The organism is Actinomadura sp. NPDC049382, from assembly GCF_040677125.1.
GTDB lineage: Bacteria > Actinomycetota > Actinomycetes > Streptosporangiales > Streptosporangiaceae > Spirillospora > Spirillospora geliboluensis.
The window spans coordinates 34,756-55,561 of sequence record NZ_JBFARO010000003.1 but is presented as its reverse complement, the minus strand read 5'-3'; the positions used below and the strand labels follow the sequence as shown (position 1 = coordinate 55,561).

General features: G+C 73.6%; 20 protein-coding genes. 9 read left to right on the top strand and 11 right to left on the bottom strand.

Annotation, left to right across the window (positions count from 1 at the left end; translation table 11 throughout):
* Positions 1–55 precede the first annotated feature (55 nt).
* Complete coding sequence (locus AB0K34_RS02810; RefSeq protein ID WP_301174692.1) at positions 56–964, bottom strand: LysR family transcriptional regulator; 909 nt, start codon at positions 962–964, stop codon at positions 56–58.
* Positions 965–1,035: 71 nt separating this feature from the next.
* On the opposite strand from AB0K34_RS02810, the gene AB0K34_RS02805 reads away from it, so the two are divergent.
* Complete coding sequence (locus tag AB0K34_RS02805; protein ID WP_138638302.1) at positions 1,036–2,055, top strand: putative sulfate exporter family transporter; 1,020 nt, start codon at positions 1,036–1,038, stop codon at positions 2,053–2,055.
* On the opposite strand, the gene AB0K34_RS02800 is transcribed toward AB0K34_RS02805, so the two are convergent.
* Positions 2,033–2,830: an NAD(P)H-binding protein gene (locus tag AB0K34_RS02800; protein WP_138638303.1), complete on the bottom strand. Its 798-nt coding sequence runs from the start codon at positions 2,828–2,830 to the stop codon at positions 2,033–2,035. The two genes, AB0K34_RS02805 and AB0K34_RS02800, sit on opposite strands and share 23 nt — an antisense overlap.
* A gap of 165 nt (positions 2,831–2,995) precedes the next feature.
* Here AB0K34_RS02800 and AB0K34_RS02795 point away from each other — a divergent pair, with 165 nt between their 5' ends.
* Entirely contained in the window at positions 2,996–4,474 is a 1,479-nt protein-coding gene (locus AB0K34_RS02795; RefSeq protein WP_301174693.1) for an aldehyde dehydrogenase family protein, read from the top strand.
* A 21-nt stretch (positions 4,475–4,495) separates the two neighbouring features.
* On the opposite strand, the gene AB0K34_RS02790 is transcribed toward AB0K34_RS02795, so the two are convergent.
* Positions 4,496–5,458, bottom strand: coding sequence for an ArsR family transcriptional regulator (locus tag AB0K34_RS02790; RefSeq protein ID WP_301174694.1), 963 nt, complete (start codon positions 5,456–5,458; stop codon positions 4,496–4,498).
* 82 nt (positions 5,459–5,540) lie between these two features.
* Between AB0K34_RS02790 and AB0K34_RS02785 the strand changes: the two genes are divergently transcribed.
* The 4 genes from AB0K34_RS02785 to AB0K34_RS02770 all read left to right on the top strand — a co-directional run bounded on the left by AB0K34_RS02785 (position 5,541) and on the right by AB0K34_RS02770 (position 8,575).
* Entirely contained in the window at positions 5,541–6,293 is a 753-nt protein-coding gene (locus AB0K34_RS02785) for a class I SAM-dependent methyltransferase (protein WP_138638306.1), read from the top strand.
* Between the two features lie 124 nt (positions 6,294–6,417).
* Positions 6,418–6,768 carry a hypothetical protein gene (locus tag AB0K34_RS02780; protein WP_138638307.1) on the top strand — a complete coding sequence of 117 codons (351 nt, stop codon included), beginning with the start codon at positions 6,418–6,420 and terminating at the stop codon, positions 6,766–6,768.
* A gap of 107 nt (positions 6,769–6,875) precedes the next feature.
* A complete protein-coding gene (locus AB0K34_RS02775; RefSeq protein WP_138638308.1) occupies positions 6,876–7,655 on the top strand; it encodes an SDR family NAD(P)-dependent oxidoreductase in 780 nt (259 codons plus the stop codon).
* Positions 7,652–8,575, top strand: a complete 924-nt coding sequence (locus tag AB0K34_RS02770; RefSeq protein ID WP_138638309.1) for an RNA polymerase sigma-70 factor — start codon at positions 7,652–7,654, stop codon at positions 8,573–8,575. The genes AB0K34_RS02775 and AB0K34_RS02770 overlap by 4 nt, the downstream gene beginning before the upstream one ends.
* Positions 8,576–8,618: 43 nt before the next feature.
* On the opposite strand, the gene AB0K34_RS02765 is transcribed toward AB0K34_RS02770, so the two are convergent.
* The 5 genes from AB0K34_RS02765 to AB0K34_RS02745 all read right to left on the bottom strand — a co-directional run bounded on the left by AB0K34_RS02765 (position 8,619) and on the right by AB0K34_RS02745 (position 14,441).
* Complete coding sequence (locus AB0K34_RS02765; RefSeq protein WP_171069162.1) at positions 8,619–8,786, bottom strand: hypothetical protein; 168 nt, start codon at positions 8,784–8,786, stop codon at positions 8,619–8,621.
* A gap of 26 nt (positions 8,787–8,812) precedes the next feature.
* On the bottom strand, positions 8,813–9,424 hold the full coding sequence (locus tag AB0K34_RS02760; RefSeq protein WP_138638310.1) for a PaaI family thioesterase: 612 nt from the start codon (positions 9,422–9,424) through the stop codon (positions 8,813–8,815).
* Positions 9,421–11,568: an acyl-CoA dehydrogenase gene (locus AB0K34_RS02755; RefSeq protein WP_138638311.1), complete on the bottom strand. Its 2,148-nt coding sequence runs from the start codon at positions 11,566–11,568 to the stop codon at positions 9,421–9,423. Before AB0K34_RS02755 ends, AB0K34_RS02760 begins: the two co-directional genes overlap by 4 nt.
* A 3-nt stretch (positions 11,569–11,571) precedes the next feature.
* Positions 11,572–12,732: a steroid 3-ketoacyl-CoA thiolase gene (locus AB0K34_RS02750; RefSeq protein WP_138638312.1), complete on the bottom strand. Its 1,161-nt coding sequence runs from the start codon at positions 12,730–12,732 to the stop codon at positions 11,572–11,574.
* A gap of 110 nt (positions 12,733–12,842) precedes the next feature.
* Positions 12,843–14,441: an acyl-CoA synthetase gene (locus tag AB0K34_RS02745; RefSeq protein WP_138638313.1), complete on the bottom strand. Its 1,599-nt coding sequence runs from the start codon at positions 14,439–14,441 to the stop codon at positions 12,843–12,845.
* Between the two features lie 172 nt (positions 14,442–14,613).
* On the opposite strand from AB0K34_RS02745, the gene AB0K34_RS02740 reads away from it, so the two are divergent.
* Positions 14,614–15,534, top strand: a complete 921-nt coding sequence (locus tag AB0K34_RS02740) for an SDR family NAD(P)-dependent oxidoreductase (protein ID WP_138638314.1) — start codon at positions 14,614–14,616, stop codon at positions 15,532–15,534.
* A 113-nt stretch (positions 15,535–15,647) separates the two neighbouring features.
* On the opposite strand, the gene AB0K34_RS02735 is transcribed toward AB0K34_RS02740, so the two are convergent.
* The 3 genes from AB0K34_RS02735 to AB0K34_RS02725 are packed head-to-tail and all read right to left on the bottom strand — an operon-like array spanning position 15,648 to position 17,906.
* Positions 15,648–16,442 (bottom strand): SDR family oxidoreductase, encoded by a 795-nt coding sequence (locus AB0K34_RS02735; protein ID WP_138638315.1) that lies wholly within the window; start codon positions 16,440–16,442, stop codon positions 15,648–15,650.
* Between the two features lie 9 nt (positions 16,443–16,451).
* Positions 16,452–17,201: an SDR family oxidoreductase gene (locus AB0K34_RS02730; protein ID WP_138638316.1), complete on the bottom strand. Its 750-nt coding sequence runs from the start codon at positions 17,199–17,201 to the stop codon at positions 16,452–16,454.
* Between the two features lie 48 nt (positions 17,202–17,249).
* Complete coding sequence (locus AB0K34_RS02725; RefSeq protein WP_171069163.1) at positions 17,250–17,906, bottom strand: TetR family transcriptional regulator; 657 nt, start codon at positions 17,904–17,906, stop codon at positions 17,250–17,252.
* Positions 17,907–18,072: 166 nt separating this feature from the next.
* Here AB0K34_RS02725 and AB0K34_RS02720 point away from each other — a divergent pair, with 166 nt between their 5' ends.
* Entirely contained in the window at positions 18,073–19,572 is a 1,500-nt protein-coding gene (locus tag AB0K34_RS02720) for an FAD-dependent oxidoreductase (protein WP_364544875.1), read from the top strand.
* A 5-nt stretch (positions 19,573–19,577) separates the two neighbouring features.
* Positions 19,578–20,729: an alpha/beta hydrolase gene (locus AB0K34_RS02715; protein WP_240807299.1), complete on the top strand. Its 1,152-nt coding sequence runs from the start codon at positions 19,578–19,580 to the stop codon at positions 20,727–20,729.
* Positions 20,730–20,806: the final 77 nt, after the last annotated feature.

Here is a 20,806-nt window from a genome sequence, read left to right as displayed (position 1 = left end):
GTAACGCGCGAGCACTGACTGCGCGGCCCGGCCGGCGGAACGCCGTTGGGCCGGGTCAGGGTCGGGTGGGGGCGCGGCGGGCGTGGGCGAGGAGGGCGGCGGCCGGGCCGGACGGAGTGGTGCCGGTCCGCCAGACGGCGCGCAGGGAACGTTCCAGCGCCACGCCGTCGATCGGGACCTCGGCGAGGGCGCCGGAGGCGAGGTCGGCGCCCACGACCAGGTCGCTGATCAGCGCGGGGCCCGCGCCGGCGACGACCGCGTTCCGCACGGCGGTGCTGGAACCGAACTCCAGCAGCGGCGGGACGAGGTCCAGGCCCTGGGCGGCCATCGCCTGGCGGGCCGCCTGCCGGGTGCCCGAGCCCGCCTCCCGGCTGATCAGCGGGGTCGCGGCGACCTCGGCGGCCGGGACGGGCCGCGTGCGGCGCGTCCAGCGGTGGCCGGGCGGCGCGACGAGCACCAGCCGGTCCCGCGCGACGGTCCGCGAGCGCAGCCCCGCCGGGCGGCCCGGCGACTCGATGAAGCCGATGTCGGCCTCGCCCTGCCGGGCCAGCTCGCAGACGTGCGCCGAGTTCGTCACCCGCATGCCCACGTGCAGGTCGGGGTCGGCGCGGCGCAGCTCCCCGATCCAGGCGGGCAGCAGGTGCTCGGCGACGGTGAGGCTGGCCGCGACGGTCAGGTTGCCGGTGTGCTCGCGTCGCAGCGCCTCGACGCCGGCGCCGAGCGCGGCCAGGGCGTCCAGGACGCGCTGCGCCCATCCCGTGACCGCCGTCCCGGCGGGGGTGAGGGACGAGCCGCGCCGGGTCCGGTCGACGAGCCGGACGCCGAGCCGGCGCTCCAGCCGGGACAGCCGCTTGCTCGCCGACGGCTGGCTGATCCGCAGCTCCCCGGCGGCGGCCGTGAGGCTGCCCCGCTCGGCGACCAGCACCAGCAGCCGCAGCGACTCGATGTCGGGCTCGGGGGTCATGCCCCCAGGCTATGACGTGAGGCCGAACCGCCCGGTACCGGGACGGCCGGGTGCGCGGAAGCCTCGGATCCATGAGCGTTCTGGAAGCGGTCCGCACCGGGCGGGCACGGTCGTGGTGGGAGCGGACGGCGCCGGGCCTGGCGGTGGCGGCGGGCGGCGCGGGCGTGGCGATGGCGGTCAACCGGCTCGTCCCCGCGCTGAGCGCGCTCACCGTCGCGGTGCTCGCCGGGGTGCTGGTCGGCGGGGCGCTGCCCGCGGTGACCGCGCATGGCCTGCGGTGGGCGACCCGCGCGCTGCTCCGCGCCGGGGTGGTGTTCCTCGGCCTCCAGCTCAGCCTCGCGGAGGTGCTGCGGCTCGGGCCGGGCATGCTCACCGTGGTCGTCGCCACCGTGCTGCTCGCGTTCACCGGGACGCTCGCCCTCGCCCGGCTGACCGGCGTGTCCCGCGGCCTGGGGCTGATGGTCGCCACCGGTTTCTCGATCTGCGGGGCGTCGGCGATCGTCGCGATGGACGGCGTCGCCCGCAGCGAGAAGGAGGACGTCGCGACCGCCGTCACGCTCGTGACGATCTACGGCAGCGCCGCCATCGCCGTCGTCCCGTTCCTGGGCTCGCACGTGCTGGGGCTGGACCCGGAGACCGTCGGCATGTGGGCGGGGCTGAGCGTCCACGAGGTCGCGCAGGTCGTCGCGGCCGCGTCCCCCGCCGGTGCGGCGGCCGTGGGCGCCGCCGTGATCGTGAAGCTGACCCGGGTGGTGCTGCTCGCGCCCATGGTGGCGGGGATGGGCGTCATCGAGCGCCGCGCCGGGGGCGCCGTGGACGGGAGGCGTCCGCCCATCGTGCCGCTGTTCGTCGCCGGGTTCCTGGTGCTGCTGCTGGTGCGCAGCGCCGGTGTCGTGCCCGGCGCGGTCGTGACGGGGGCCAAGGAGGTCTCCACGGTGCTGCTCGCGGCGGCGATGTTCGGGCTGGGGACGTCCGTCCGCGTCGGCGCGCTGCTGCGGACGGGACGGCGCGGCCTCCTCCTCGGCCTCCTGTCGACGGTGCTGGTCGGCGCGGTCTCGCTGGGCGCGCTCAGCTTGCTCGGGCACCGGTGAGGGGCTTGCCGGTCTGGCCGAGGCGCTCGTCCAGGAAGTCCTCCCAGGTGCGGGTGCCGTGGTCGGCGCCCTCCAGGGTGAGGTTGTCGGCGGCGCGGTAGGCGCGCCCGGCCTTGCCCGGGATGCGGACGGGCATCGTCATCCGGCGCTTGCCGCGCACCTCCAGGTACCCGCGGACGAGTTCGCCCAGCCCGTACACCTTGGGCCCGGCCAGGTCGGGGACGCGTCCCGCCGGGGCGCCGAGCGCCAGCTCGACGAGCCGCGGGGCGACGTCCCGCGTGTCGACCGGCTGGAACCGCAGCCCGCCCGGGACCGGGACGACCGGCAGCTTGGCCATGCTCTCCACGACCTTCAGCACCAGGTCGTGGAACTGGGCGGCGCGCAGGATCGTGTAGGGGACGCCCGAGTCCACGACGGCCTGCTCGGTCGCCACCTGGGTCCGCATCCAGGCGAGCGGGACCCGGTCGGCGCCGATCACCGAGATCAGCACCAGGTGCTGCACGCCCGCCTTCGCCGCGGCCCGCGTGAGGTTGCGCGCGACGACCTCGTCGCCCTTGTTGCCGCCGGCGAGGTGCAGGACGGTCTCGACCCCGTCCAGGGCGGCCTCGACGCCCTCGTCCTTGAACAGGTCGCCGGTCACGTACTCGATGCCGTCGGCGGGCTCGCGGGTCTGCCGGCTGAGCACCCGGAGGTCGGCGCCGGCGCCGCGCAGCAGCGGGACGACCTGCCGTCCGATCGTCCCGGTTCCGCCGGTGACCAGGATGGGCGCGCTCATGATTCCTCCAACTGGGCTCTTTCCGTGGCTTCACCGTGCGGACGGGATAGCCGCCCGGAATGTGACATCTCGGGGATGAGGGGGTGTTTTTGCCGGGCGGGCGGTGTGGACGGGCCCGTCCGGGCAAGGGCAGAAGGACCGTTGGCCGATGCGAGGAGGCACACCATGGCGGGGGGAACGATGCTCGACGTCTACACGGGGTTCGACCGGATGCCCATCGCGGGCGAGTGGCGGGCCGGCCGGGCGGGCGGCAGCCGGGAGGACACCGACCCCTACACCGGGGACGTGCTGACGGAGATCCCCCTGGCCGGCGCGGACGACCTCGACGAGGCGTACCGGGCGGCGCGCGACGCGCAACCGGACTGGGCGGCGCGGCCCGCCGCCGAGCGCGCCGAGGTGATGGCGAACGCGGCGCGCGTCCTCGCCGACCGGGAGGGCGAGCTGGTCGACTGGCTGCAGCGCGAGGCCGGGGCGACGCGGGGCCGGGCCGGGATGGAGCTGGCGCTGGTGCGCGCCGTCACGGAGCGGGCCGCCGAGCAGGCCGACCGGATCAACACGTTCATGGGCACGGGCTCCGACATCCCGGACAAGGAGAACCGCGTCTACCGGCAGGCGGCGGGCGTGGTGGCGGTGATCAGCCCGTGGAACTTCCCCGTCCAGCTGTCGAACCGCTCCGTGGCGCCGGCGCTGGCGCTCGGCAACGCGGTCGTGCTGAAGCCGGCGGGCGACACCCCGGTCACCGGCGGGCTGTTCCTGGCCAAGGTCTACGAGGAGGCGGGGCTGCCGCCGGGCCTGCTGAGCGTGCTCATCGGCAAGGGCGGCGACATCGGCGACGCGATCGTGGAGCACGAGGTCCCGCGGGTGATCTCCTTCACCGGGTCGACGCCGGTCGGGCGGGGCATCGCCGCGAAGGCCGGGCTGAAGAGGCTCGCGCTCGAACTGGGCGGCAACGGCCCACTGGTGGTGCTGGACGACGCCGACCTCGACCAGGCCGTGGCGGGCGCCCTGTACGGGAGCTACTTCCACATGGGCCAGGTGTGCATGGCGACCAACCGGATCATCGTGGACGCGTCCGTCCACGACGCCTTCGTCGACCTGTTCGTCTCCGCCGCGGCGTCACTGCGCTACGGCGACCCGCGCGACGACGGGACGCAGCTGGGGCCGGTCATCAACGCCAAGCAGCTCGACTCGATCCGCGAGAAGGTGTCGCGGGCGGTCGAGGACGGCGCGGAGCTGCTGCTGGGCGGTGACCCGGTGGGGCCCACGGGGCAGGTGCTCCCGCCGCAGGTGCTCATCGGCGACAACACGGTGGCCACCGCGGCCGAGGAGGTCTTCGGGCCGGTCGCCACCATCGTCAAGGCGGACGACGAGGACCACGCCCTTCGGCTGGCGAACGACACCGAGTACGGGCTGTCGAGCGGCGTCTACTCCGGCGACCGGGACCGGGGCCTGAACTTCGCGCTCCGGGTGCGGGCGGGGATGACCCACATCGACGACACCACCGTGAACGACGACGTCCATATCGCGTTCGGCGGCGAGAAGGCGTCCGGGCTGGGGCGCTTCGGCGGCGACTGGGTCGTGGACGAGTTCACGACGAACCACTGGGTCAGCCTCCAGCAGCGGCCGCGCGACTTCCAGTACTGACTCCCCCGCGACGGCTCGTCCTCACCGGTCGAGGTGCGGGGCCGCGAGTCGGTCGCCGAGGGCGCTGCGGCGGTACAGGACGTGCCGGCCGTCCCGGGCGCGGGTGAGCAGCCCCGCGTCGTGCAGGATCCGCAGGTGCTGCGAGACGGCGCTGGGGGTCACGTTCAGGCGGCGCGCGAGTTCGATCGTGGGCAGGGGCTCGTCGAGGACGGCCAGCAGTTCGGCGCGGCGCGCGCCGAGCAGCGCCGACAGGGCGGCCGTGTCGGGCGCCGGTGCCGGTGTCCACAGGGTGGCGGCGCCTCGGCACGGATAGGACAGGCTGGGCGGCTCGTCCGGGTGGACGGGCGGGGCGGGCTTGTGGGCGAACACCGCCGGCATGAGGAGCAGCCCGCGCCCGGACGCCGCGACGTGATGCCGTCCGATCATCTTGTCGATGGAGAGGACCCCGTCCCGCCAGGTCAGGTTCGGGTGCATGTCGGCGAACAGCAGGCGGGCGCCGCCGACGGCCAACTGCCGCGCCCGGTACGTCATGTCGGCCTCCAGCACCAGCCGCATCTGCGGCCACACCGGTTCGACCGCCGTCCGCCAGTAGCGCAGCAGGACGTCGCAGGCGGCGTCGCGGAGCTCGGCGGCCGAGGCGTCGTCCGGAGGCGTCGCCTTGACGAGGGCCGCCTCCATGTCCCTGCGGACCTTCTCCGGAGGCGTCCGCCGGACGAGGGACAGCTGGTCCTCGAAACGCGGCGCGAAGGTCGTGGGGCGCGGCGCCAGGAAGTCCGGGATGGCCAGTCTCGTCCCGACGAGGGAGATCAGCAGGCGGACGTCGTCCGGGTCGAGCCGGGCGAGCGCCGCCCGGCGCCATGGCAGGTGCAGCGTCTGCAGGCCGGGCTCGCGGAGGACGCGCAGGCTCAGGCACGTCTCGTCCAGCGGCGACAGCGCGAACCGGGTGTCCGCGAGGTCCTCGACCCCGAGCTCGAAGCTGATCATTAAGCCCCACGCTACATCGATTGGCGGGAGCGGGCGCGCGGCGTGGACTCGTCCTCATGGCACCGAACGGAAGGACGCGCACATGAAGGGCTTCGATCCGCGGACCAGCTTCGGCGAGGACGTGGCCGCGCACTACGACGCCGAGGAGACCCGGGGCGACGAGCGGGAGACGGTCGCGTTCCTCGCCGGCCTGGCGGACGGGCGTCCCGTCCTGGAACTCGCCGTCGGCACCGGCCGCATCGCGCTGCCGCTGGCACGGGCCGCCGGCGTCCGGGTGGACGGCATCGAGCAGTCGCCGGCCATGGTCGACCGGCTGCGCGCGAAGCCGGACGGCGACCGCATCGACGTGACCATGGGCGACATGTCCCGCGTCACGACCGGGCGCACCTACGGGCTCGTCTACCTGGTGTTCAACACGATCGGCAACCTCCTCGGCCAGGACGACCAGGTCCGCTGCTTCCAGAACGCCGCCCGCCACCTGGACGGGGACGGGGCGTTCGTCCTCGAATGCCGCGTCCCCACCGCCCCGGCCCGTCCCGGCCACCGGTTCGTCGACCCGGAGCGCATCGACGCCGGGAGCGTCGGCCTGGACGTCTGCCGGTACGACCCCGTGACGCAGATCCTGGACAAGAACCATGTCCGGATCAGCACGTCGGGCATCACCTTCGACCCCATCAGGCTCCGCCTGGCCCACCCGCCCGAGTTCGACCTGATGGCCCGGCTCGCAGGGCTCCGCCTGCGCGAACGGTGGGGCGGCTGGAAGGGCGAACCGTACACGTCCGAGAGCTGGCGTCACATCAGCGTCTACGAACACGACCCCGCCGCTGGCAGCTGATCTGATCGCCGCTTCGACTTCGGAGACTGTCGGGGAGCGCCGGAGGCTGATGGAGAGTGTCGGGGAGTGTCGGGCACTGGCGGAGAGTGTCGGGCACTGGCGGAGAGTGTCGGAGACTGGCGGCATGGTGGACGAACGCGAGTACTTCGCCAACATGGCCAAACGTCCGAGCATGTACGTATACGGCGGGCGCCTCGCCGGGGTCGAAGCGTTCCTGGAGGGCTATGACCAGCATGCCCGCCGCCACGGCGGGCCTGGTCTCCAGGGGTGGCGTGAATGGCTCGTCGCCCGGCGGGGCGCGGACTGCTCCCACGGCTGGCAGGGGCAGGTCCGGCACATCGCCCTCCCGGGTGGGTGGCAGAGCTGGGAGCTGCCGGAGGACGACGAGCGCCATGTGCTCAAGGTCCTTTTCGTCCTCCTGGACGAGTTCCTCGGCGACCGTCCCGCCCCCTTCCCCGGAGGCTCGGGCTCGTGAAGGCCGCTTCGCAGGGTTTTCCGCTCGGCGTGTCACAGGGGGCGCGGCTGTCTCGTCTCGGGTCTCGAAGACGGGTTCATCAGAAGCACCCTGAGGAGCGGGACACCATGAGCGAGCAGGTCGAGCAGGTCGGGAAGCGGAAGGTCGCGCTGGTCACCGGGGCGAACAAGGGAATCGGGCGCGGGGTGGCCGAGCAGCTCGCCGCGCTGGGCATGACGGTCTTCCTCGGCGCCCGGGACGCGCGGCGCGGCGAGGAGGCCGCCGCGGCACTGCGCGAGGCGGGCGGCGGCGACGTGCGCGCGGTCGCGCTGGACGTCACCGACCCGGCCACCGCCGCGTCGGCCGCGCGCCTGATCGGGGAGCGCTCCGGCCGCCTCGACGTGCTGGTCAACAACGCGGGGATCACCGGATCGGGCCAGGTCTCCCCGGCGGACGCCACCGACCAGGTGCCCAGTACGGTCGATCTGGACATGGTCAGGGCCGTGTTCGAGACCAACGTGTTCGGGGTGATCGCGGTGACGAACGCGATGCTGCCGCTGCTGCGCCGCTCCCCGGCGCCCCGCATCGTGAACGTCAGCAGCCACGCCGCGTCGCTGACCCTGCTCAGTGACCCGGACGGCCCCTTCGCGGCGCTGCTGCCGTCGGCGGCGTACTCGCCGTCCAAGTCCGCGCTCAACGCGCTGACCGTGCACTACGCCAACGAGCTGCGGAAGGACGGCCTCCTCGTCAACGCCGTGGCGCCCGGGTTCGTCGACACCGACAGCAACAACCACACCGGGTTCCTCACCGTCGCGCAGGGCGCCGCGACCGTGGTGCGCCTGGCCACGCTGGACGCGGACGGGCCCACCGCCGGCTTCTTCGCCGAAGACGGACCGGTGGCCTGGTGACGGGCGGCGAGGACCAGTCCTTCGAGGAGCTGCGGCCGCTGCTGTTCTCGATCGCCTACCGGATCCTGGGCAGCGTCAGCGAGGCCGAGGACGCCGTCCAGGAGACCTGGCTGCGGTACACGGCCTCCCCGACCCGGCCCGCGTCCACCAAGTCGTTCCTCTCGGCGGTGGTCACCCGGATCTCGATCGATGTGCTGCGGTCGGCCCGGCTGCGCCGGGAGGAGTACGCCGGGCCGTGGTTCCCCGAGCCGTTGCTGACCGACCCCTACCAGGACCCGGAGCGCGCGGTGGAACTGGCCGACTCGCTGTCGATGGCGGCCCTGCTCCTGCTGGAGCGGCTCAGCCCGCTCGAACGCGCGGTCTTCGTGCTGCGGGACGTGTTCGGGTTCGGTTTCGACGAGGTCGCGGCGGCCGTCGGACGCTCCGAGGCCGCGTGCCGCCAGCTCGCGGTCCGGGCCCGCCGCCACATGGACGCGGGCCGCACCCGGTTCACCGCCGACCGGACCGAGCGCACGGAGCTCGCCGCGCGGTTCCTCGACGCCTTCCGGGAAGGGGACGTCGACGGGCTGCGGGAGCTCCTGGCCGCCGACGTCCAGATGGTCGGCGACGCCGGCGGCAAGGCCCCGCAGCTCGGCAGCCGGATCATCGGCATCGGGAAGGTGGCGCACGCGCTCGCCTGGTCCGTCTCGCGGTTCGTCCGGGCCGGCGCCGTGCTGGAGCAGCGGGAGGTGAACGGGCAGCCGGGCGCGATCGTCCGCGACCGGGACGGCAAGGTCCTCAGCACGTGGGCGCTGGACGTCCTCGACGGCCGGATCCAGACGATCCGCACGGTGAACAACCCGGACAAGCTCCGGCATGTCGGCCCCGTGGCCGACGCGTGGGACGCTCTGCGCGCGGCGAACCAGCCGCTTGCGGATTGACAAGCCCGCCCGCACGCGCCGGAGGGGAGGATTTCCGGAAGGGTTAGATCGGGTAGCGGGTCGCCTCGTCGACTTCGGCGCTGCTCGGGTCGGCTATCACCTGGGGTTTGGGCGGGACTTCCTGGCCGGGCACCGTGTCCTCCAGCTGGACGCGCGGCGGCAGGGCCCGCCAACGGCCATCCGTGTTCTCGGACCGCTCGTCATCGCTCATATGTCCATCATGCCCCGATACCTCCGTCAGCGGGGGCGTGGCGGATGTTTGGCGATGAAGAGTCCCTCGGCGGAGACGCAGGTCCTGCCGTCCGCCTTGATCTCGCCGGTGGTGCGGATCTTGCGGCCGTCCACGGAGGTCTGGCGGGCGGTGATCGTCAGCGGCTCGAAGAGGGGGGTCAGGTGGTGGTAGCGGAGGGTCAGTTCCGCCGTCACCCCTGACTTGCCCGCCCAGCCGTTCGCCACGCCGAGGGTGTGGTCGAGCAGGAGTGCGGAGACTCCGCCGTGGACGCTGGACGGCGGCCCCTGGTAGGGCAGGCCCAGCGTGACCGTGCCCTCGATGGTGCGGGAGTCGACGGCGCTGTAGGCGACGGGTGGGGCGATCGGGTTCTCCGAGCCGGTGACGGGGTCGTGGCGGGTCATGCCGTCGCCGCGCCACATGTCGACCAGGCGGTCGCGCAGGAGCGGGGCCGTCGCCTCCAGGTCGTCGGCGACGGCGTTGAGGCGGCCGGTGACGGACGCCATGTCGGCGTCCGTCATGTCGCCGGAGCGGACGAGGGCGTCGATGACGCGGCGGGCCGCCTCGACGGCCGCGTCCACTCCGGCGGGCCGGGTGCCCGAGGGGAGGTCGATCGTCATGCGGCGTCCCTGGGCAGGCCGAGGATGCGCTCGCCGATGATGTTCAGCTGGACGTCGGTGGTGCCGCCCGCGATCGACATGTTGCGGGAGTTCAGGAACATCCAGGTCGGGTCGCCCATGCCTCCCTCGCCGCGGCCGGTGAGGGCCTCGGGGCCGATCCAGTCCACGGCGGTCTCCCACACCTGCTGGATGTGCTCGACGCCGATCAGCTTGCCGATGCTCGACTCGGCGCCCGGCTGGCCGCCCGCGAGCGTGCGCAGCGTGGTGCGCAGGCCGAACAGGCTGCTGGACTGGGCGTCGCAGAGGATGCCGCCGAGGGTGGTGAGGCGCTCGTCGTCGGCGTCCTTGGCCAGCTTGAGAAGGGCTTCGCCGCCGCTGCCGAGGGACGAGTCGTTGGACAGCGACACGCGCTCGTTGGCGAGGGTGGTGCGGGCGAGCTTCCAGCCGTCGCCGGGGCCGGCGACCAGGAGGTCGTCCGGGATGAAGACGCCGTCGAGGAACACCTCGTTGAAGAGGGTGTCGCCGGTCAGCTCGCGGAGCGGGCGGATGTCGATCCCCGGGGACCTCATGTCCAGGAGGAAGTACGACAGGCCCTTGTGCTTCGGGACGGACGGGTCCGTGCGCGCGAGCAGGATGCCCCAGTCGGCCTCGCGGGCCATGGACGTCCACACCTTCTGCCCGGTGATCTTCCAGCCGCCCTCGACCTTCTCCGCGCGGGTGGACAGGGCCGCGAGGTCGGAGCCCGCGCCCGGCTCGGAGAACAGCTGGCACCAGCGGATGTCGCCGCGCAGGGAGCCGGGCAGGAACCGCTCGTGCTGGGCCGGCGAGCCGTGCGCGATCAGCGTCGGCACCACCCAGTTGCCGATGATCATGTCGTGGGCGCGCAGGCCGGCGGCGCGCATCTCCTCGGCGATGACCAGCTGGGTGACGGCGTCCGCGCCCTTGCCCCAGGGGGCCGGGAGGTGCGGGGACGTGTAGCCGCGGTCGGCCAGGTAGGTGGTGCGCTCCTTGCCGGTGAGGGCCTTGGCGGGCTCCAGCTCGGCGCGGATGCCGGTGCGGATCTCCTCGGCCTCCGGCGGGAGTTCGACGCTCAGTTCGCGGCGGACGCCGTCGAGGGTGAGCCGGGCGACGCGGCGGCGCCAGGACGCCGTGGAGCCGAGCAGGACGCGGAGCGTCTGCGTGCGGCGCAGGTAGAGGCTGGCGTCGTGCTCCCAGGTGAAGCCGATGCCGCCCAGGGTCTGGATGCAGTCCTTGGCGGTCTGGAACGCCGCTTCGACGCTGGTCGCTCCCGCTACGGCGGCAGCGAGGGATGCCTCCTCGGACGCCGGCTCGTCCTGGGCGCGGGCCGCGTCCCAGGCGCAGGCGCGGGCCTGCTCGGCGTGCGCGAGCATGCGGGCGCAGCGGTGCTTGACGCCCTGGAACTGGCCGATGGGACGGCCGAACTGCTCGCGGACCTTGGCGTAGTCGGCGGCGGTCGCCGTCGCCCAGTCGGCCAGCCCGGACGCCTCGGCCGCGAACAGCACCGCGGCCAGGTCGCGGACGGTCTGCGCGTCGATGTCCAGGACGGTGACGGGCGCGCCGGTCACCTCGACGGTGGCCAGGCGGCGGGTCAGGTCGTGGCTCGGGTGCTCGTCCACCACGGCGGCGTCTCGGGAGAGGACGACCCAGGTCGTCTCGCCGCCCTGTTCGGCCGGGACGATCAACACGTCCGCCAGGGGCGCGCCCATGATGGGGCCCGACCTGCCGGTGAGGGTGGTTCCCGTGAGTTCGAGGGTGCCCGCGTCCAGGCCCAGGGCGGCGGTCTTCGTTCCGTCGGCCAGGGACGGCAGGTGCTCGGTGTGGCCGGCGCGGTGCAGGACGGCGCTCGACAGGACGGTCGGCAGGAACGGCCCCGGCGTCATGGCGCGGCCCAGTTCCTCCAGGACCACGGCCAGTTCGACGATGCCGTAGCCCGCGCCTCCGGCCTCCTCGGGGAGGTGGAGGCCGAGCAGGCCCTGCGCGGCGAGGTCGGTCCAGAACTCCGGCGCCTTCGCGCGGTCGGCGTCCACACTGGCGCGGACCGCGGCCTGCGTCACCTGCCGGGAGGTGAAGGCGCGCACGGCGTCGCGCAGGTCGCGGTGCTCCTCGGTCAGCCCGATGGTCATTGCTCAGATCCGTTCGATGATCGTGGCCGTGGAGTGCGCGCCGCCCGCGCACATCGTGACGAGGGCGGTCGACCGGTCGGACCGTTCCAGCTCGTTCACGGCCTGCGTGATGAGGCGGGCGCCGGTCGAGCCGACCGCGTGGCCGAGTGCGATGGCGCCGCCGTTGACGTTGACCTTGTCCATGTCCGCGTCGAGCACGGACGCCCAGGACAGGACGACCGACGCGAACGCCTCGTTGATCTCGACGAGGTCGATGTCGGACAGCTTCATGCCCGCCCGGTCCAGGACGTGCCGCGTCGACTCGATCGGCCCGTCCAGGTGGTAGTACGGGTCGGACCCGACCATGCCGGACGCGACGATCCGGGCGCGGGGGCGCAGGCCCAGCTCGGCGGCCCGGTCGGCGGACATCAGCAGCACGGCGGCGGCGCCGTCGCTGATCTGCGACGAGTTGCCCGCGGTGTGGATGCCGTCCGGCAGCACCGGCTTCAGCCCGGCCAGCGCTTCGGCGGTCGTGTCGCGGAGCCCCTGGTCGCGAGTGACCACGGCGGTCTCCCCGGTCGGGCCCTCCCTGGTCATGACGGGCGCCTCGACCGGGAGGATCTGGCCCGCGAACCGGTCGTCCGCCCAGGCCGCCTTCGCCTTGGCCTGCGAGGCCAGGCCGAGCGCGTCGGCGGCCTCGCGGGTCACGCCGCGCTTCTTCGCGATGCGCTCGGCGGCGGTGAACTGGTCGGGGTAGTCGATCTCCCAGCCCTCGGGGGCGGGGCTGCCGGTCTCCGGGGTCAGCGCCTGCCCGAGGAACACCCGGCTCATCGCCTCGACGCCGCAGCCGATGCCGGTGTGGATCGTCCCGGCCGCGATCAGCCCGGCGATCAGGTGCACGGCCTGCTGGGACGAGCCGCACGCGCAGTCGATGGTCGTGCACGCGGTCGTGTAGGGCAGGCCCGCGTACAGCCACGCGTTGCGGGTGACGTTGTTGGACTGCTCCCCCGCCTGGGTGACGCAGCCGCCGACGACCTGCCCGACCGTGGCCGCATCGACGTCGGCGCGGTCGAGCAGCCCGCGCTGCGTCAACCCCAGCAGCTGGGCCGGGTGGAGCCCGGACAGGGCGCCGTAACGCTTGCCGACCGGCGTCCGGACGGCATCGACGATGACGGCCTCGGGCATGGAGGATCTCCTTGAGTGCGTGGCGGGCGCCCCGGCCGGGCCGGGGCCGCTGTGGTCAGACCGGTGTGATCAGACCCGTCTGGTCAGACCGGTGTCGGGCGGTCCGGGGGTCAGTCGGTCGCGGTGAGGACGCGCTTGGCCCACCGGTAGTCGGCCTTCCCGCTCGGGGAGCGGACGACCGCGTCGGTGAACGTGACCGCCGCGGGGATCTTGTAGCCGGCGAGGTGCTCGCGGCAGTGGGCGCGCAGGTCCTCGACGGTGGCGGACGCATCCGGGCGGAGCTCGACGACGGCGGCGACGCGCTCGCCGAAGCGGTCGTCGGGGACGCCGGCGACGAGGGCGTCCATCACGGCGGGGTGCGCCTTGAGCGCCTGCTCGACCTCTTCGGGGAAGACCTTCTCGCCGCCGGTGTTGATGCAGCCGGACCCGCGGCCGAGGACGACGACGGTGCCGTCCTCCTCGACGCGGGCCATGTCGCCGAGGATCGACCAGCGCTTCCCGTCGATGACGGGGAACGTCTTCGCGGTCTTCTCCGGGTCGTTGTGGTAGCCGAGCGGGACGTTGCCGGAGCGGGCGACGTACCCGACCTCGTCCGAGCCGGGCGCGACGGGGCGCATGGCCGCGTCCACGACGGTGACGCGGGGGTCGGCGGCGAGGCGCATCAGGCCGTCGTCGCCGACGCTGATGTTGCCGTCCACGCCCGACTCGGACGCGCCGAAGCCGTTGTTGATGTGGATGCCGGGGATCAGCTCGGCGAACTCGTCCTGGACGCTGCGCGACAGGATCGCGCCGCCGGAGCCGAGCACCTTCACCGACGAGAGGTCGTAGCCGGCGCCGTGCGCGCGGATCGCGTCGGCGAGCGGGCGCGCGATCGCGTCCCCGACCACCGCGACGATCATGGGCTGCTCGCGGTCGATCGTGCGGAGCGCGTCGACCGGGTCGAAGCGCCGCATCAGGATCGTCTTGGAGCCGGTGAACAGCGCCATGAGCAGCGTGTAGGACGCGGCGCCGTGCATGAGCGGCATCGTAAGCAGGAAGCTCAGCTCGAAGCCGTCCTTCGCGGTCTCGGCGAGTTCGCCGGCGGTGAGGCGCGGGTCGCCGTAGGGGTTCCCGCCCTTCAGCGCGGCGAAGTAGAAGTCCTCGTGCCGCCAGACGACGCCCTTGGGGTTCCCGGTCGTGCCGCCCGTGTAGAGGACGTAGCGGTCGTCGGCGCTGCGGCCCTCGCGGAGGGACGGGTCGGGCTCGCCGGGCTCGGAGGTGTAGTCCTCGACGCTGATCCGGTCCGGCCACTCGGGCTTCTCGGCGGTCTCGCCGGTCCGGACGACGGTGACGGCGCGCAGGTCCGGGCAGTCGCCGGCGACGCGGGCGGCGGCGGGCGCGAACGCGTCGTCCACGACCAGGCCGGTCAGCTCGGCGTTGGTGTAGAGGTAGTGCAGCTCGCGGTCGGTGTACCGGTAGTTGATGTTGACCGGCACGGCGCGGGCCTTGAGGCAGCCGAGCAGCGTCTCGACGTACTCGGTGCCGTTCAGCATGTGCAGGCCCACGTGCTCGCCCGGCGCGATGCCCGCCGCGCGCAGCCGGCGGCCCACCGCGTCCGCGCGGGCGTCCAGCTCGGCGAAGGTCAGCCCGCGGTCGCCGCAGACGAGGGCGCGGCGGTCCGGGACGGCCGCCGCCACGGCCTCGAAGAGGGTCGCCAGGTTCAGCGTCATGCCCGCCACACTAGAATTCGTTCTCATCGGGAGGCAACGAGAGTCCCACTCAGCGGTCGCGCCGATGGCGGGTACCTCCGGCACCCGCTCAGCGGGACCGGCTCCCGGGTAGAAGTAGAATTCGTACTAGCCTCCGTCACCGGCAACCGAACACACCGACCCGGAGGCTTCGATGAACGCCGACCTCTCCCTGGCGGGCCGCACCGCCATCGTCACCGGCGCGGGCGCCGGGCTGGGCCGCGCCGAGGCCCTCGCCCTGGCCGCGCAGGGCGCCAACGTCGTCGTCAACGACATGGGCCCGGCCGCGGACGACGTCGTCGCCGAGATCAAGAAGGCGGGCGGCGCGGCCGTCGCGGTGAAGGGCGACGTCGGCGACTGGTCGATGGGCGACACTCTGGTGGCGGCGGCCGTCGACACGTTCGGTTCGCTGGACGTCCTGGTCAACAACGCGGGCGTGCTCCGCGACAAGATGCTGTTCAACCTCTCCGAGTCGGACTGGGACGACGTCATCCACGTCCACCTGAAGGGGCACGCGTCGGTGTCCCGCGCCGCCGCCGTGCACTGGCGCGCCGCGAGCAAGGCCGCCGGCGGCCCCGTCTACGGGCGCGTGATCAACACCGCGTCGGAGGCGTTCCTGTTCGGGTCGGCGGGCCAGCCGAACTACTCCGCCGCCAAGGCCGGCATCGTCGCGCTGACGCTGTCGACGTCCGCCGGGCTCGGCCGGTACGGGGTGCGCGCCAACGCGATCTGCCCCCGCGCCCGGACGGCGATGACGGAGGCGACGTTCGCCGAGGGCACCGCGCCCGGCGGCGTGGACGTGATGGCGCCCGAGCGGGTCGGCACGTTCGTCGGCTACCTGGCCTCCCCCGCGTCCGAGAAGATCACCGGGCAGGTGTTCGTGGTGTACGGCGACATGGTCGCGCTGATGGCGGCGCCGACCGTGGAGCAGAAGTTCACCGCCGCCGAGGGCGTGTTCTCCGTCGAGGAGTTCGGCGCGCAGATCACGCCGTACTTCGAGGGCCGCGACCCGCACCAGACCTACGCGGCCTACAGCGTCGCCGCGCTCGACAACACCGGCACCAGCAAGTACTGACCGCCCCCGCCTTCGGACCCACCGGTGGCCGCCCTCGGCGCGAGGGGCGGCCACCGGTGCCCGTCAGAAGTGCGCGGCGTCGCGCAGGTCAGAAGTGCGCGGCGTCGCGCAGGTCAGAAGTGCGCCGCGTCGCGCAGGGTCGCCTCGGCGCCGCCGTCCACGTAGATGACCTGGCCGGTCATGTGGGTGTTGGCCGGGGAGATCAGCCAGTCCAGGGCCGACGCGATCACCTCGGGGCCGGCGAAGCCGTTGAGCGGCATCGGGACGGCCTCCTTCATGATCTCGAACATGCCCTCGTCCTCGAACAGCGGGGCGCTCATCGGGGTCTTCACGACGCCCGGCGCGATCGCGTTCAGCGGGATGCCCGCGCCCGCCCACTCGGGGGTGGTGCAGACCCGGCGCAGCCACTGCGCGAGCGCCGACTTCGACGACGGGTACAGCCGGCCGCCGGCGCCGCTCTCCTCGACCTTCGTCGCCGCCGCGATCGCCGCGGGCTCGTCGCCCTCCAGGCAGGCGCGGACGACGTCGTCGTCCACCGGGTGGGTGCCGGAGATCGAGCCGACCACGGCGGCGCGCGGCGCCTCGGCCGCGGCGAGCGCGGGGCGCAGGCCCTCCAGCAGCCCGACGACGCCGAAGAAGTTCACCTTGACCGGCATGACCGTGAAGTCGGAGACGCCCGCGCAGGCCACGACGGCGTCGAGCCGCCCGCCGGCCCTCTCCAGCGTCTCCGCGACCGCGCTCGCCCGGCCCTCGGGGACGCTGAGGTCGGCGCAGACGTCGGCGTCGCGCAGGTCGATGCCGATGACGGTCTCGCCGGCGTCCCGGAGCATCCCGGCGAGGGACCCGCCGATGCCGGACGCCGAACCGCTGACGGCGATGGTGCGTGCCGTGCTCGCCTTCCGTGCCATGTCTGCCTCCTAGGTGTGGGCGCCGCCGTCGACGCGGAAGTCGGCACCGGTGTAGTAGCCCGCGTCGGACGACGCGGCGAACGCGATCGCGGCGGCGATCTGCTCGGGCCGCGCGGCGCCGTAGTAGGACCGGATCTTGGAGAAGTAGTCGAGGTCGAGGCCGGGCGGGAACATGTCGGGCGACCGCACCAGCGGCGTGTCGACCGCGCCCGGGGAGATCGGCACGACGCGGATGCGGCGCGCGGCCAGCTCGGCGGCGAGGCTGAGGGAGAACGCCAGGACGGCGCCCTTGGACGCCGAGTACGCCGTCATGTACGGGTTGCCCTGCGTGGCCGACAGCGAGGCGGTGTTGACGATCACGCCGGTGCGGTCGGGCAGGTGCTTGAGCGCCTCGCGGCAGAACAGCGCGGTGCCGACGAGGTTGACGGAGAACAGCCGGTTCAGGTCGTCGACGGTCAGCGTCTCGATGGGGGTCGTCTTGTGGATCCCCGCGACGTTGACCAGGACGTCGATGCCCCCGAGGGTCTCCGCCGCGTCCGCCACGGCCGCGATCACGGCGGGCTCGTCGGTCACGTCGGCGGTGCGGGTCGCGATGGTTCCGGGCCCGGTGACCGCTGCGGCGGTCTCGGCCAGGCCCTTCTCGGCGAGGTCCACGGCGTAGACCGCGGCGCCCTCGGAGGTGAGGCGGATCGCCGTGGCCCGTCCGATGCCGGACGCCGCCCCGGTGAGCAGCACTTTCACGCCGTCATAGCGATTCATGGCGGCACGCTAGCCGCGGCCCCGGCCGCCCCGCCGGGACCGTCCCGATCACTGGGAGGCCGCCCCGTCGGCGGAGTCGTTCGGGGAGTCGGTCGCGGACGCGTTGGAGCGGGGGGCGAGCAGCAGCCGGCAGGCGAGCCGGATGTCGCTCTCCACGTCCGCCATGGAGGCGCGGCCGTTCAGGCTCGACTGGAGCACCCCGTACCAGCACTGCATCAGCAGCCGGACGAGCGTGACGTCCTGCGCGGTCGGGACGTCGATGCCCACGGCGCGCAGCAGGATCTCGCGGAACGTGCTGTCGATGTGGACGGTGTCGGCGACGGTCGCGACGTGCGCGGTGTTCGACGCGTGCAGCATCGACGCCGACAGGACGGGCTGCGCCATCAGGTTCCGGCTGGCCTGCACCAGCAGGTCGGCGACCGCGTCCTCGGGCGCGACGCCGGGCGCGGGCTCGGACACCTGCTCGCGGAGCCGGTCGACCTGCGCCGCCATCACCGCGGTGAACAGGTGCACCTTCGACGGGAAGTACCGGTACAGGGTGCCGATCGCCACCCCGGCCGCCTTCGCCACCTCGTGCATCTGGACGCGTTCGAGGGACTTCTCCGTACCGATGCGCGACGCGGCGCGGAGGATGCGCTGCCGCCGGTCGTGCTGCTCGGGTGAGCTGGGCTCGGCGGACATCCTCGCCGCTGCGATCCTCGCCACGGTCCTCCCCCCGGTCCATCGGTGTGCTGACAAGGAAGAATATCCAGGCTCGGCGCCTTTCCCGCGATCGCCGATACCGGTCAGTGGGACGCGCCGGCCCCCCGTGTCGCACGCCACGTTTACGTTGTGCCCGCGCCGGGATCGCGAGCCTGGAGGGGACGTCACCGTGGCGAATTGGGACGACGAGTACGACGTGGTGGTGGCCGGTTCGGGGGCCGGCGCGATGGCCGGGGCGCTCGCCGCGGCCTCCGGAGGGCTGCGGACGGCCGTCCTGGAGAAGACGGCGGTGCTCGGCGGGACGTCCGCGTACTCGGGGTCGGCGATCTGGCTGCCCGGCACGCGGGTGCAGGAGCGGGCCGGGCTCGGCGACTCGACGGAGGCGGCGCGCACGTACCTGCGGGCGCTGCTCGGTGACGCCGAGGAGGAGCGCCGGGAGGCGTTCCTGGCGACGGCGCCCGAGCTGGTGGAGTTCCTGGAGAAGGACCCGGAGATCGAGTTCCGGTTCCAGGCGTTCCCCGACTACTTCGCCGCGCCGGGCCGCATGGACATGGGCCGGTCGTTCGTGCCGCTGGAGCTGCCGGTCGAGCGGCTCGGCGAGCGGGCGGGGCTGGTGCGGCCGCCGGTCGACCGCGACCGGGCCGGGCGGGGGCACTCGGCGAAGCCGCTGGCGCAGGGCCGCGCGCTGATCGGGCGGCTGCTGCTGGCGATCACCGCGACCGGGAACGGGTCCGTCCTGACCGAGACCCCGCTGACCGGCCTGATCGTCGAGGACGGCCGGGTCGCGGGCGTCGAGGCGGGCGGCCGGAGGATCCGCGCCGCGCGGGGCGTGCTGCTGGCGGCGGGCGGGTTCGAGGCGTCCGCCGACCTGCGGGCGGCGCGCGGCGTGCCGGGCGGCGCCGGCTGGACGATGGCCCCGGACGGCGCGAACACCGGCGACGCGATCGAGGCGGCCGTGCGGATCGGCGCGGCCACCGGCCTGCTCGACCAGGCGTGGTTCTGCCCCGGCCTGCTCACCGCCGACGGGCGGCCCGCGTTCACGCTCGGGTTCCGGGGCGGGCTGATCGTGGACGGCTCGGGCCGCCGCTTCGCCAACGAGTCGCTCCCCTACGACCAGATGGGCCGGAAGATGGCCGCCGCCGAAGGACCGTTCCACCTGATCTTCGACGCACGGTCGGACGGGCTGCCCGCGATCTCCGTCCCGCCGCTGGCGGCCGACGAGCAGGTGGCGTCCGGCCGCTGGGTCCAGGCCGGCTCGATCGGCGACCTCGCCGCGAAGACCGGCCTGCCCGCCGACGCGCTGACCGCGACCGTCGAGCGCTTCAACGGCTTCGCCGCCCAGGGCGCCGACGACGACTTCCACCGCGGCGAGGACCCCTACGACCTGTACTTCTCCGGCGGGAGGCCGTGCGTCGTCGCCGTCGACCAGGCCCCGTACTTCGCGGCGGAGGTCGTGCTGAGCGACCTCGGGACGAAGGGCGGGCTGCGCACCGACGCCGACGCCCGCGTCCTGGACGGCGAGGGCCGCCCCATCCCCGGCCTCTACGCCGCCGGCAACACCAGTGCCTCGTTCACCGGCCCCGTCTACCCGGGGCCGGGCGTTCCGATCGGGTCGGCCATGGCGTTCGCCTACCGCGCCGTCCAGCACATCAGGAGGGACCACACGTGAAGATCATGGGAAGGGTCGCGGTCGCGGCCGTCACCTGCGCGGCGGCGGCCGGGATCGCCGCCGTCCCCGCGCAGGCGGCGCCCGCACAGCGCGGCAAGCTGCTGAGCAGCCGCCCGCTGGCGAACGCCGCGGCGCTGCCGAGCGCGTCCGCGAACCGCTTCGTCACCTACGTCTCCGAGGGCGTGGGCGGGAAGCCGATCACGGTGTCGGGCACGGTCGCCGTGCCGAAGGGCACCCCGCCGCCCGGCGGCTGGCCGGTGCTGAGCTGGGCGCACGGCACCACCGGCACCGCCGACCGGTGCGCGCCGTCCGCCGACACCGCGGACGGCCCGGCGCACGACTACCTGTCGGTCACCGAGCAGTACCTGGACAAGTGGGTCGCGAACGGGTTCGCGGTCGTCCAGACCGACTACGAGGGCCTCGGCACGCCCGGCGGGCACCCGTACATGCACGGCGCCAGCGAGGCCAACACCGTCACCGACATCGTCCGGGCCGCCCGCAAGGCCGACCACCGCATCGGACGCGACTGGTACGTGGCCGGGCACAGCCAGGGCGGCCAGGCGACGCTCTACACGGCGGCGGCCGCGCAGAAGCCCCGCGACGTGCGGCTGAAGGGCGCTGTGGCGATCGCGCCGGGCTCCCTGATGAGCCAGACCGCGCAGTACGTCAAGGCGCAGTACCCCGGCGCCGAGATCGCGCTGCCGTTCCTGTTCGTCCTGCTGAACGGGGCGAACGCGGCCGACCCGGCGTTCGTCCCCGAGGACCTGCTGACCGGCGACGCCGCCGCCGTCGCCAAGGCCGGCCGCACGGACGCGTGCCTGCTCCAGCTCAAGCAGCTCAGCAAGAACCTGGCGCTGGACAACGTGTTCCGCCCGGACGCCGACCTCACGCGTTTCGAGCGGTACTACGACTCGCAGGAGGCGCTCGGCCTGACCATCAAGGTCCCGACGCTGGTCGTCCAGGGCACCGCCGACCGCGAGGTCTCCCCCGCCGCGACGCAGAACATCGTCGGCGACCTCTGCAAGCGCTACGGGAGCATCGCCTACCGGCCGTTCGAGGGAGCCGACCACCGGGGCGCCATCCCGGCGTCCTTCGACGCGGCCCTGCGGTTCGCCAAGTCCGTCCAGAACGGCGAAACCCCGCCCACCACCTGCTGACCAGCACGGGCATCCAGACGGAAGCAGCATGTGAGGGCGCGCATGATGCGCGCCCTCACGGCGGTTTGACCGAATCC